Here is a 12,624-nt window from a genome sequence, read left to right on the forward strand (position 1 = left end):
GCTGAGTTAATAAAAGTATCAGCAATTGCATCAACGCTCTGCTTTTAGAGAACATTCTAACATTCACTGGCGGTGGGCTGTGGTTCTTTGCCGGAAAATACTTGTTGGACTCGTTCTAGTTCTAATTCCGTGAGATAGTCTACTGTCCAGTTACAGCAACGCTGAAGCATATGAAAAGGGTAAGTATTAGCTACACCTAATACTTGCATTTGTGCGTGTCTGGCTGCTTGAATACCTGCGGGGGTATCTTCAATTGCCAAACATTCTTGAGGTTGCAGATTTAAATCAGGATACTCTTGATTTAGGCGTGTGAGTGCAAGTAAATAACCATCTGGTTGGGGTTTACTGGTGGTGATATCATCCCCAGCAACAATCACTGAAAAATACTCTGCTAGTTTAGCTCGCTCTAATACTAGCTTTATTTCTTGATGCAGCGCACCACTAACTATTGCTAATTTGAGATGTTGAGAGCGCGCTTGATAAATCAAGTCTTCTACACCTGGATATATAGGTAATTTTTCCAGTTTCTCTAGTTCTAATACGTAGGCTTCAGCTTTGCGGCGAAGTAGCTGAGTTAAGTATTCTTCGCTCACGACTCTACCACGATTGGCGAACAATTCTTGAAAACAAGCGCGATCGCTACGTCCTAATGAAGCTTGACGCTCTTTGACTTTTTGAGGTTGCAGATTTTCTTGAATCAGAATTTCATCGATTAATTGTAGGTGAATGCGTTCATCGTTAATGATTACGCCATTAAAATCAAACAGAATTGCCTTTAAACTCATGCCGTTATGCCAAAAGCTGGAGACTCTAAACCCTCCAAATTATTATTATCCATTACAGGTCTATATTGTCTCACCTTTGCTTGATTAGTTGCATCTGTGACAGGCAAAGGTTTAACACCACTACTTAATTGATTTATCCACCAAACTTCTTCTGTTCGCACCGCCTCAAAACCCACCGCACCCATCCGCACGTCTACGCTATCCGCAGCATATTCATGAATGTAAGGCTCTTCAAACACATTATTCAACCAATCTAGCTGACGTAAGGTTTTCTGATTTCCATCGAGAATTAATACTTGTCCCCCAGCAACCAATAAGCGAAAACATTCTTGGAGGATAGTTTGAGAAACTAAAACAGGTGTTTCGTGGAAAAGTAAAGCAGCCGTCACTAAGTCAAAGGAAGCATCAGGAAATTCGGTTTTTTCAGCGTTTCCATGTCGCCATTTGATATCTAAACCCGCAGTTTTGGCTTTATCTTCAGCTCTTACCAGCATATAGGGTGATAAGTCCAAACCGATTACTTCAGCTTGGGGAAAAGCTTGCTTTAACATCAAAGTTGTAGAACCTGTACCGCAGCCTAAATCAAGTATACGTCTGGGTTTGACTTTGACTGCATCAATTACAGCTTGGCGCACCCAAGTTTCATTCGGTGGGATGACGTACGCAGTAATGGGGTCATAGGTGACAGCCGCACTAGGGTTGAGATACCCTTTGTTGATACCGTGAAAGTTTTGGTTTATGTAGTACGCAGGTGTTGTCACATCACTACGCCGGAACTTATCGCTTTCTTTCTCCCAGTCAACACTTTTGGCGTAACGCTGCAATTTTTCCTCATCAATTAAAAATCGGACTACAGGCGATAAAAGGCCTTCCCGACTAGTGTTTTGACTTGTCGCCATAGGTTTGATTTAGGCTGATTCATGGTCTTTACAAATTGTAGTGTATTTAGCAAATGTCTGGATTCTTTGGCAGACTTAACTTGTGGTGATTGCTGTTGACACTCAAATCATCATGTATTACATTTGTAACATAAATGATTCCTACTGGATTTTTGAACAGATACGTAGGTAGCGTAGGGTGTGTTAGCGACAGCGTAACGCACCTAGTACCGAGGCCTTTGGTGCGTTACGGCTTACGCCTAACACACCCTACATATACTTAAATTTTTTCAGAAATCAAATCGGATTCCTATAATTAGTTTTGTAACTTAAACTTGTTAGCTGATTATTCTCCACTTTTGACTCCTAATATTTTAGAAAAAAATGCCCTACGAAGAGTTAGAAATTAATACGCCAGCACCTGTTTTATCTTGGGCAAATCACCCCTTGGGTACAGCAGAAACCAAGATGGCTAAAAATGTGGCATCGCTACCTTTTGTATTTAAACACGTAGCATTAATGCCTGATGTTCACTTAGGAAAAGGTGCTTTAGTTGGTTCTGTAATTGCTACAAAAGAAGCCATTATTCCTGCTGCTGTCGGTGTGGATGTTGGGTGTTTTGTAGGAGATACTTTAGTTCCTTTAGTTGATGGAAAAGACTATCGCATTCAAGAATTAGCCGAGCAGAAACAAGAGTTTATTGTTTATGCTTGCACTCCTACAGGTAGAATCATTGCATCTAAAGCAACCGCGAAATTGACTAGAAAAAATGCACCACTGGTTAAAGTTATTTTAGATAACGAGGAAGAAATTATTTGTACACCTGATCATCAATTTATGCTTCGGAACGGGAATTATCAAGAAGCTGAATTACTGCAACCAGGAACCTCTCTGATGCCTTTTTATTTTAAGGTTGACAAAGATGGCTATACCTTAATTTCTCAACCATACTCTAAACGATGGCAGAAATCACATTGGATGATTGCTCGGTCTGGTTTACTAGGTAAAATTCCTAAAATTGTAGGACAAAGAACAGTTATTCATCATCGAAACTTCCAAAAATCTGATAATCGACCAGAAAATTTGGAATTCATGGGTGCTGATGATCATTCTGCTTACCATCGTTCTTTAGTAGAACATAATCAGTATTGGCATTCTCCTGAATTTGAACAGAAAAGAATTGCTGCCTTGGCTAAAAAAGCACAAACTTTAGAGGGACATAATTATTACGCAGAAAGAGGTACTAAAAATATTTTAAAATATATGCAGCAGCAACCAGAACATTTTAAAAATGCTGTTGCAGATAATGGCAGTCGAGGGAAACAATATTTAATTAACTATAATACCAGTAATAAAGGCAGAGCCAAATCTCAGGAAATAGCGAATAGATACTACACTTGTGAAATTTGTGGTGCAGAAGTGAAGACACCAATAGGTCTTCACAACCACCGCAAAAAAGAACATCAATGTAATCACAAAGTTATAGCAGTTATTCCTCTAAATTACACAGAAGATGTTTATTGTTTGACAGTACCAGAATTTCACAACTTTGCTCTTAAAGCAGGAGTTTTTGTACATAACTGCGGTATGTCCGCCATCAAAACACCATTTACAGGTGATAAGTTAGAAGGCAAACTCAAAAAAATTCGACTCGATATTGAAGCAGCCATTCCCACAGGTTTTAATGAAAATAAAGAGATCGAAAAAACTGTCACCAATTGGCAACATTGGCAAGATTTTAAAGATTTACATCGTGGTGTGCAGAACTTGCAAAATAAAGCAATGAAACAAATGGGTTCTCTCGGTAGCGGCAATCATTTTATTGAAGTTTGCCTAGATACAGAGAACCAAGTTTGGCTGATGTTACATTCCGGTTCGCGGAACATTGGTAATAATCTTGCCCAGTGTCATATTAATACAGCGAAAGAATTAGCAAAGATGGCAGATAATAATTTACCTGACCCTGATTTGGCTTATTTTGTAGCTGGTACACCAGAATTCCAAGCCTACTGGAATGATTTACAATGGGCGCAAGAATATGCACGTTTCAACCGTGATGTGATGATGGCGCGTTTCCAACGCATCATTGAGAAACATCTGGCGGGAGGAAAGCCAACTAAACCTTTATTACAGGTAAATTGTCATCATAATTACGCCGAAAAGGAAGTCCATTTTGGCGAAGATGTGTATGTCACCCGTAAAGGTGCGGTGCGTGCTGACACAGAAGATTATGGAATCATTCCTGGATCAATGGGAGCAAAATCTTTCATTGTCAAAGGTAAAGGAAATGCACATAGTTTCTGTTCTTGTTCTCATGGTGCGGGTCGTTTATTGTCGAGAAATAAAGCTAAAAATGTCTACACCCTCGATGATTTAATTGAGCAAACTAAGGGTGTAGAGTGCCGCAAAGATAAGGATGTTTTAGATGAAATTCCTGGTGCTTATAAGCCGATAGATGAAGTCATGAAAAATCAATCCGATTTGGTAGAAGTTGTAGCCACACTCAAGCAAGTTGTTTGTGTGAAAGGTTGATTTTCATGTTTGTAGTGAGGGCTAAAGCCCTCATTAATTTAAGAAGAAAAAAACTAAGGTACTGCAATGGGAATTAAAGCATTTTCCGGTAAATATTTCTTGTAGCATCCTTCATCAGCGAGGACTAAAACCAGGCGCAAAGGATAATCGGGAGGAACTTGTAAATCTGCCCAAGGTACTGCTAATTCTAAACAAGATTCTATAGCAACTTGAGCGCGACTACTGCGGGGAAGCCATTGATAATTTTCTCCCGCTTCCCTAAATTGTACTGATTGGGTGAGTAAGTTAATTTCTAAATGATGGTGATACAGGTAATTGAGGGGGGCTGTATCTGGTACGTCTGCTAAAGGAATGGGGCTATTGTGCATTGTTTTATCTGGATAGAACCATAGTAAATTTAACTCTGTGGGTATATCCTTCCCTGGTGCAGAACCATTTTTAAAATCTAAGCGCAGGTAAAAATTCAGGTGATCAACTCCATACAAAAGACGTTGAATGGCACTGCTAACGTGCATTGTGCCTCTTGCGCCACCGATTTCTATGCGTCCGGCTTTGTTCCAGTCTTGTTCATCGCCTCTACCATCAATGATGGGATGAATGAAGCTTTGGGGCGAGTGGTCAACTTGTGCGGCGTGGACTTCTACTGGTTGTCGGAGATAGGGCGGTATTGGTTCATTTAAGGCTTTGTAGATACCGCATAGATGTTCGCGAAATAGTTGGTCGAAAATGGCATCTTGATTAGAAGAATGTCCTTCACCAAACCACCAAAACCAGTCAGAACCTTCGGCTGCATATAACGCTTCCCAGGCTTCAGGGTTATTTTCTTCTGTGGCTTCGGGGTGACTGGCTAGCATTTCTCTAGCTTGGGTGAGGTAGTCCCAGGCGCGGTTTTTGGCGGGGTCGCCAATCCAAGTAGTAAAGCTACCATCTACCCAAGAACCACTGTGCAGTTGTTCTCCAGGGATGGTGGCTGTGGGGGGGAATTTTTCGAGGAATTCGGAGACAGTAACGAGTTTGATGTGGGGTTCGTTGCTTAAACTCTGATATAAAGCTTCTAGAAAGGGTTTACCGTCTTGGGGATAAAACTCCCAGCAGTTTTCACCATCCAAAGCAATGGTAACTAACCAAGGCTGTTCGCTGGGACGTTCTCTTTGCATTTTGGCGATCGCCTGCAAATGTCCCACCAAGTCAGCCGCCGCTTGTTTAGCAGGCATTGCACTATAGGTAAAGCCAATTAAATCTGATAATCTATGATCACGGAATACTATAGCTAAATCTCCGGCTGGAGTTGTCAGGCGATAAGGTTTATACATCAATTCTGGTTCTTTGACATTACCCGCCCCATCTCGGTGAAAAAAGTGTCTCAATGTCCAGCCGAGAACAGCTTCATCTGAGCAAATCCAATTAAATCCTTGTTTAATAATATACGGCAAAATTTCGGGACTGACTGACTGCTCGGAAGGCCATAAACCTCTGGGTTCTTGCCCAAATCTATCTGTGTATAGTTCCCAAGCTTTTCGTAAATGGCGGGGAATATCTTCACTCCACTGAAAGCGGTACTCAGGTAAAGTCATATTTGACACGGCGACTCGCCCAGAGTTGGTATCAGCAAGTAGGGGCAGAATGGGGTGTGTGTAGGGTGTGGTGGTAACTTCCAATTGCCCGGCGGCTTGCATCTTGCGGTGTTGGGGGATGATGCGGCTGAGGATATCACGCTGTTTAGAGTAAATGCGCTGGCGATCGCTTAATGTAAAATTACGTCCCTGCTCTAACCAAGCTGCAATTTCTGGATCATCCCAAAATAATGGGTCTATCCATGATAAGTTATGCCACGCCAGCAAATCACCATACTCGGCCAATTCCCAGTTAGCTAAACACCAAGCCTGTCCTTGTTCTTGCCTTTGATAATATAACTGGGCGTAGCGGGGATGAGGGTCAATTAAGGTATGGTGATTGGCATCAAAAAAGTGTTGAACGATAAATTCTTTTTGTGCCTGAGTTAGCTGTTCTGTTGGTGTTAAGCTGGCTGTCAGGTAAGGATCAAAGGCAGTACCAGCAATATAATCTTCTAGTTGCAAGATTAAAGACGGCACTAAATTCACCGTTTGGTGTAATTTGGGGTATTTTTCCAGAATTAACACCAAATCCAAATAATCTTTTGTGCCATGCAGACGTACCCAAGGCAGACGGTATTTCTGACTTGAAGACTCCGAAACGCCGTCGTTGGGGGATTTGTATAACGGCTGATGTTGATGCCAAATCAAAGCTACATAAAGTGGGTGAGACATGGGAACCGATTAAGGATTTGGGACTGGGTAATAATGATAAATTATGAATGATTTCAACTGCGTATTCATAACTCATTCTCTACCTAGTCCCATTCCCCTCAGTTTTTGCTGTTAAAAGACTTGCTCAACTTCGGCAATTTCGGGAATCATTTCCCGCAGACGACGTTCCAGACCCATTCTCAATGTCATGGTAGAACTAGGACAAGAACCGCAAGCACCTTGCAAACGCAGTTTGACAACAGGCCCATCGAGTTCCACAAGTTCCACATTGCCACCATCAGACATCAGATAAGGACGCATTTCATCCAAAACTTTTTCCACGTTTTCAACGGTTAATGTCATCGTTTGACTCATAGTAAGTTACCAATGGTGATAAGGAATTATTTCGTAGTAGTGCTAAAGTCTACTACAAACCCATGTTCCAAAGTGTTATTGTTTGGACTTATTAAATCGATCCTAGATCCAATTGCGTCTAGATCATCTCTCTATCCAGAGTTTAGCGAATTCTTAACTATGCTGTGTGGGGAGAGTCAATGGTCATTAGTCATTAGTCATTAGTCATTAGACAGCAAGATGTTGGGGCTGCGTGGGGTGTGGTTGTAGTCTTGGGGTGTAAGTTCTAATTTTAGGTGAGTCTTGTGGCGGTATTGTGGAAGGCGATCGCTGCTGACTCTAAAAACAATTGCTTGCTCTAGCTAAGACGAGGGGTTATCGATGAATAGATTTCTGGAGTTTTTGCAGAAGTCACCCCAACCTTGCGGTCGGGGCTACTTTTGCTACACCCCTTGCACTAAATAAATAATACCAGTATTAGCGATATTATGGTTGCCAAATTGGCAAAAATTCGTTTTTGGGTAAGTGCTTAATAATATTTTCGGAGTCTACCCTACTTTCAGTAAAGTAGTATACTTTACTCTGTGATTTTTGTGCTTAGTCGCAGATTTGCACTGACAATGAACAACTATGTAGATGTACTATGTCAAATCCTGTAATTACAGTTGGTATATTTCAAAAACAACATGACCCCCAAGTTTTTGCCGCAAGTCAAGTCATTTTTTCTCAGGGAGACCCAGGAGAATATATGTATGGCATTGTGGAGGGCGAGATAGAAATATTAGTCAATGGTAAGGTTGTAGAAACCATTAACACTGGTGATGTATTTGGTACTGGTGTACTGGTAGGTGTCAAAGAGAGGACTTATACTGCGATCGCCAAAACAAATTGTAAGTTAGTCTATTTAGACGAAAAAAGATTCCTCTTTGCTGTTCAAGAAACACCTATGTTCGCCTTGATGGTGATTAAAAATTATTCGGAGCGTTTAAGTCGTTTGCAGCATTTGGTATGAATTGGGGATTGGGGACTGGGGACTGGGGACTGGGGACTGGGGAGATTTAAGCCAATGCCCGATGCCCGATGCCCAATGCCCAATGCCCAATGAATGCCCATCATTTATTTCCGCACAATAAACCAAACTTAATTAACCCACGCTCATAGCCACGACGCATTAACCCTAGTGATAATGCGCCTTGAATCGTTGTCCAGCCGGCGCGTAGTAAACCGAATATGGCTTGGGGAGTGATGGCGGAATCAATCACTACATTCCAAAAAGGGGCAACGGCTTGTGACCAGTCAGCCGTGCGGATGTTATTTAATGGTAGTTGACGAGCGATCGCTTCATACTCTGGTAAGGAAATTACATAGGGTAAACAGTACACTCGATAAATATCTTCTAAGTGTTTTTGCTCGTCTGCTGATAAGGGTAATTCTTCAGTCGGACGATGACACCAAGTCACCATAATTAAAGTACCACCTGGTTTCAGCACCCGGTAGCACTCTTGCATAAACTTGGTTTTATCTGGCATATGTTCACCGCTTTCCAATGACCACACCAAGTCAAAAGTATCGTTATCAAAAGGCATGGCTTGAGCATCTGCCACTAAAAACTGACTTTTATCACTCAAATTTGCTTCTTGAGCGCGTTCTGTAGCTCTAGCGGCTTGTACTGGACTTAATGTAATACCTGTAGCTTGAGCATTAAACTTGGCGGCTAAGTATAGAGAACTACCACCAATACCACAGCCCACATCTAAGATGTTTTCTGCCGTTTTTACCCCTGCCCAAGTTAGCAATTCTTCAATCAAGTCTATTTGTGCTTGGCGGCGGTCTTTTTTGGCATTGCCATCTACACCGTAATAGCCGTGGTGCATATGTTCACCCCAGATTTGCTCCCACAGGCCAGAAGAAGCATCGTAAAATTGCTGAATTCGCTGGTAAAGTGTTGCACTCATGGATAAATCAGTGTTAAGACAAAACAGAAATGAAAAAAAATATATCCGTAGGCTACCATGTGTGCTTTTAATTAAATAAGAAAGTTTTCATTTTTTGGGAAGTTAAAGTTCATCAACCATCTCAGGAAAAGTTAACTAATTCGTTGTATCTTCTCATACGATAATCATTGCCAAATTACTTAAATTTTTAATGGTGTTTTATGTTACTTAGATACAAGATTGCACGTAGGGTATTTTGAATTTTTTATGACAGTTTCTCGCACTATTTGTTTAGGATTTCTGGCTGTCATCACCATCGGGGCGATTTTATTGATGATGCCTTTTTCCACTAGCAGTGGTAGCTGGAATGATCCAATTGTGGCATTGTTTACTTCAACATCCGCAGTTTGTGTTACAGGTTTATCAGTGGTTGATCCTGGGACTTATTTTTCTTTTTGGGGACAGCTATTCATTGCCTTGTTAGCACAAATCGGTGGTTTGGGTTACATGACAACCACTACCTTTTTGATTTTATTAATTGGACGCAAGTTTGATTTAAGACAAAAAATCGCCATTCAACAAGCCCTAGATAGGCCGGGAATGAGTGGGGGCGCGCAAGTTATTCGCTCAATTATTGCCACAACATTGATTTTTGAAATTACAGGAGTATTGTTACTTCTAATTGCGTTTGTACCTGATTATGGATGGAGTCAAGGGCTGTGGTTGGCAATATTCCATAGTATTAATGCTTGGAATAATGCAGGTTTTAGCTTGTTTAAAGATAATCTAATTGGCTATCAGTCATCTGCTGTAGTTGTATTTACAATTACGGGCTTAATTATCTTTGGCGGGATTGGTTATCAGGTAATTTTAGAAACTTATATCTGGTTGCGCGATCGCTTTCTTAAAAAAAAGGCGACTTTAGTTTTTTCTCTTGACTTTAAGGTTGCAACTAGCACAACTTTAATACTTTTGGTTTTGGGGACAATTGCCTTTTTGTGTATAGAAATGAGAAACCCTGAAACTCTTGGTAATAAAAGTTTTAGCACCCAATTAATGCTAGCTTGGTTTCAATCAGTTACCCCTAGAACTGCCGGATTTAACACGATAGACAACGGCAAAATGACGACGGCGGGTCTATTTATTACAATTGCTCTGATGTTTATTGGTGCTAGTCCTGGGGGAACAGGTGGTGGGATTAAAACCACAACTGTCAGAGTATTAACAAGTTGTACTAAATCAATTTTACAAGGGAAAGAAGAAGTATTATTATATAACCGCAAAATAGCAGTCTCTCTAATTTTAAAAGCTGTAGGCGTACTAGTAGGTTCGATCGCTACAGTCATTATCTCCACGATTCTGATAGCTCTGACAGATCCAGAATTAGATTTTATTCAAATTTTGTTTGAAGTCATGTCAGCATTTGCTACAGTTGGACTTTCTACAGGCATCACAAGTAGTGTTACTCCAGCAGCTAAAATCATTCTAATTATCACTATGTATATAGGTAGAGTAGGCGTTTTACTGCTGATGTCATCTATATTAGGAGACCCTAAACCTACCAGAATTCACTATCCCGAAGAAAATTTACTTGTGGGTTAGTTAAGGGTACGGGGTGATGAGGGGTAAAAATGTTGACTAATAACTAATACAGGGATTGAGAATAAGGATTACATTGTGAATCTTTCATCTTTAGGCTTTTTTCGCTCTTTACGTAGAGATAACCACCAATTCGCCGTGATTGGTTTAGGTCGTTTCGGTCGTTCTGTTTGTTCAACACTGCATAAATTAGGCTATCAAGTGTTAGCAACAGATGTTGATGAAAAACGGGTATCTGCCGCATTGACAGAAGATATAGTTGGTCATGCTCTACAGTTAGATTCTACCGAGGCGGCGGCTTTAAAGGAAGCCGGAATCTTTGAGTTTGACACGGTAATTGTAGCGATTGGTAACTATGTTCAAGAAAGTATTATCACCACTTTAAATGTGAAAGAAGGTGGTGTACCTCATGTAGTTGCTAAGGCTTCTAGTGAAGTTCATTACAAGTTATTAAAGCGTGTCGGTGCTGATCATGTGGTGTTTCCTGAATATGAAGCAGGTTGTGCTTTAGCCAGGACACTCACTAAACCATCTATCTTAGATAGATTTGACCTTGATCCAGATAACAGTATTGTCGAAGTCATTGTACCTGATGAATTTCACGGCAAGACTATTGCTGAACTCCAATTGCGTAATCGCTATGGTTTAAATTTACTAGCTGTGAGTAATGATGGCAAATTTCAGATTAATCCTGACCCCTATAAGCGTTTAGAACGGGGTTCAGCAATGGTAGTGATTGGTTGTAATAAGGATATTAATCGCTTACCGATTTAAAATTTCAAGCATAAGTAGAGACGCGATATGTCACGTCTCTACTTACTTTAAACTTTGCCGTTACCACCAGCTTGATCTGGTGTAGAACCAGGTTGCTCTGGTTGAGATACAGGCTGTTCTGATGAAACTGGTGTACCGCCAGAATTATCTGATTGATTTGGCTGTGGTGAATTAGATTCTGCGGTGTTGTTGCTTGGGTTTGTTGATGGCTGAGGACTAGATGCTTGTTGCTGTTGGAGTTTCTGTTGGGCGATTTTTTGCTCAACTTGCTGCATCAATTGTTCAGCTTTTTGTGCTTGTTCAAGATTCCCTTGTTCACGGTATTGAGTATGGGCGCGTTTTAATGCGCTACCGGCTTTTTTGAGTTCGCCTTGATTGTATAAAGTCACACCTAAATTATAGTAAGCTGAGGCATTTTTAGGATCTTGACGCACAGCTTGGTTATAAACTGCGATCGCTTCAGCTGTTTGACCTTGGAGTGCCATTAAACTACCCAAATTACTATAAGCTGCGCTGTTTTTGGGGTCTAGTTTCAAAACTTGCTGATAAGCTGCGATCGCTTCCTCCATTTTGCCAGACTCTTGCAGAGCGATCGCCAAGTTATGATAGGTGTTAGCATCGCTACTATCAAAATTAATCGCTTGTTCGTAGGCTGCGATCGCTTCTGGTAATTGCCCTTGTTCGTAAAGCAATAAACCCAAATTATACTGTGTTGCTGCCCTGGTGGGTTCTACTACCAAAGCCTGACGATAAGCTGTAATAGCAGCTTCTTTTTGTCCTTGACGCTGCAATGTCAGCCCTAGATTATAGTAAGCTTCTCCCAAATTAGGGTTAATTCTAATCGCCTCACTATATTCTTGTACTGCTACATCCAAGCGATTTTGAATGAGAAATATATTACCGAGATAATTTCTCGCCATCCCCAAACTTGGATCTCGGCGTAAGGCTTGACGAAAAGCATATTCCGCACCAGGCCAATCACCACGGTTATAGCGTGTTACTCCCTGTTGGTAAGCAATAGCAGCTTCTAAATCTTGAGAAATGGGCGTTTGCATTTGTGCCATTACCTGAGATACAGGTAAATTCACAACTGTCGGTGCAACTAACATCACAGCAGCAGAAGCAGCACAGAGAATTCCGAGTGATGGTTTTTGCCAACGAGAAGCGCGATCGCCAGTTATGGGAGACAAACCGCAGAACCACTGCCTAACAAGATTTCGTTTATACATAATGGAATCTCTGTACGAAGGTTTAAATCCTTATAAGTCAGAGTACCCACCACTACATGAAAAATTAAAAATCACCGAAGAAAAATTTGTGAATTAGTCAATAGTCAATAGTCAATAGTCAATAGTCAACAGTCAATAGTCAATAGTCAATAGTTTTTCTCCCCTTGCCTCCCTTGCCTCCCTTGTCTTCCTTGTCTTCGTTGTCTCCCCTGCCCCCTGCCCCCTGCTGACAGGTGTAGGTTTTTGATGTGGGTATGAGTGGACACTCTCAA

9 protein-coding genes and 3 pseudogenes are annotated in these 12,624 nt (G+C 41.1%); 6 read left to right on the top strand and 6 right to left on the bottom strand.

What is annotated here, in order from left to right; translation table 11 throughout:
- Positions 1-56: 56 nt before the first annotated feature.
- Positions 57-785, bottom strand: coding sequence for an HAD family hydrolase (locus ACQFX9_RS01300; protein ID WP_427160359.1), 729 nt, complete (start codon positions 783-785; stop codon positions 57-59).
- Complete coding sequence (locus ACQFX9_RS01305; protein WP_427160360.1) at positions 782-1,684, bottom strand: class I SAM-dependent methyltransferase; 903 nt, start codon at positions 1,682-1,684, stop codon at positions 782-784. The genes ACQFX9_RS01300 and ACQFX9_RS01305 overlap by 4 nt, the downstream gene beginning before the upstream one ends.
- A gap of 363 nt (positions 1,685-2,047) precedes the next feature.
- Between ACQFX9_RS01305 and ACQFX9_RS01310 the strand changes: the two are divergent.
- From ACQFX9_RS01310 to ACQFX9_RS01320, 3 pseudogenes are all read left to right on the top strand, one after another.
- Positions 2,048-2,281, top strand: a pseudogene (locus ACQFX9_RS01310) (RtcB family protein); the annotation flags it as partial.
- A pseudogene (locus ACQFX9_RS01315) lies at positions 2,267-3,214 on the top strand (RtcB family protein); the annotation flags it as partial. The pseudogenes ACQFX9_RS01310 and ACQFX9_RS01315, both read left to right, overlap by 15 nt.
- A 30-nt stretch (positions 3,215-3,244) precedes the next feature.
- Positions 3,245-4,195 (top strand): annotated as a pseudogene (locus ACQFX9_RS01320) (RtcB family protein); the annotation flags it as partial.
- A gap of 53 nt (positions 4,196-4,248) precedes the next feature.
- On the opposite strand, the gene ACQFX9_RS01325 reads toward ACQFX9_RS01320, so the two are convergent.
- Both ACQFX9_RS01325 and ACQFX9_RS01330 read right to left on the bottom strand, forming a co-directional pair.
- Entirely contained in the window at positions 4,249-6,483 is a 2,235-nt protein-coding gene (locus tag ACQFX9_RS01325) for a glycoside hydrolase (protein ID WP_427160361.1), read from the bottom strand.
- Between the two features lie 111 nt (positions 6,484-6,594).
- A complete protein-coding gene (locus tag ACQFX9_RS01330; RefSeq protein WP_427163055.1) occupies positions 6,595-6,825 on the bottom strand; it encodes a NifU family protein in 231 nt (76 codons plus the stop codon).
- A gap of 634 nt (positions 6,826-7,459) precedes the next feature.
- Here ACQFX9_RS01330 and ACQFX9_RS01335 point away from each other — a divergent pair.
- The gene (locus tag ACQFX9_RS01335) at positions 7,460-7,828 is read left to right on the top strand and encodes a cyclic nucleotide-binding domain-containing protein (RefSeq protein ID WP_427160362.1); all 369 of its coding nucleotides are present in this window, start codon (positions 7,460-7,462) and stop codon (positions 7,826-7,828) included.
- A gap of 100 nt (positions 7,829-7,928) precedes the next feature.
- Here the strand turns inward: ACQFX9_RS01335 and ACQFX9_RS01340 are convergent, their stop codons facing one another.
- On the bottom strand, positions 7,929-8,771 hold the full coding sequence (locus tag ACQFX9_RS01340; RefSeq protein WP_427160363.1) for a methyltransferase domain-containing protein: 843 nt from the start codon (positions 8,769-8,771) through the stop codon (positions 7,929-7,931).
- Positions 8,772-9,017: 246 nt separating this feature from the next.
- Between ACQFX9_RS01340 and ACQFX9_RS01345 the strand changes: the two genes are divergently transcribed.
- Complete coding sequence (locus ACQFX9_RS01345; protein ID WP_427160364.1) at positions 9,018-10,352, top strand: TrkH family potassium uptake protein; 1,335 nt, start codon at positions 9,018-9,020, stop codon at positions 10,350-10,352.
- A 75-nt stretch (positions 10,353-10,427) separates the two neighbouring features.
- Complete coding sequence (locus tag ACQFX9_RS01350) at positions 10,428-11,123, top strand: potassium channel family protein (protein ID WP_427160365.1); 696 nt, start codon at positions 10,428-10,430, stop codon at positions 11,121-11,123.
- A gap of 47 nt (positions 11,124-11,170) precedes the next feature.
- On the opposite strand, the gene ACQFX9_RS01355 is transcribed toward ACQFX9_RS01350, so the two are convergent.
- On the bottom strand, positions 11,171-12,352 hold the full coding sequence (locus ACQFX9_RS01355) for a tetratricopeptide repeat protein (protein WP_427160366.1): 1,182 nt from the start codon (positions 12,350-12,352) through the stop codon (positions 11,171-11,173).
- Positions 12,353-12,624: the final 272 nt, after the last annotated feature.

Source organism: Aliinostoc sp. HNIBRCY26 (genome assembly GCF_050235535.1).
Taxonomy (GTDB): domain Bacteria; phylum Cyanobacteriota; class Cyanobacteriia; order Cyanobacteriales; family Nostocaceae; genus Trichormus.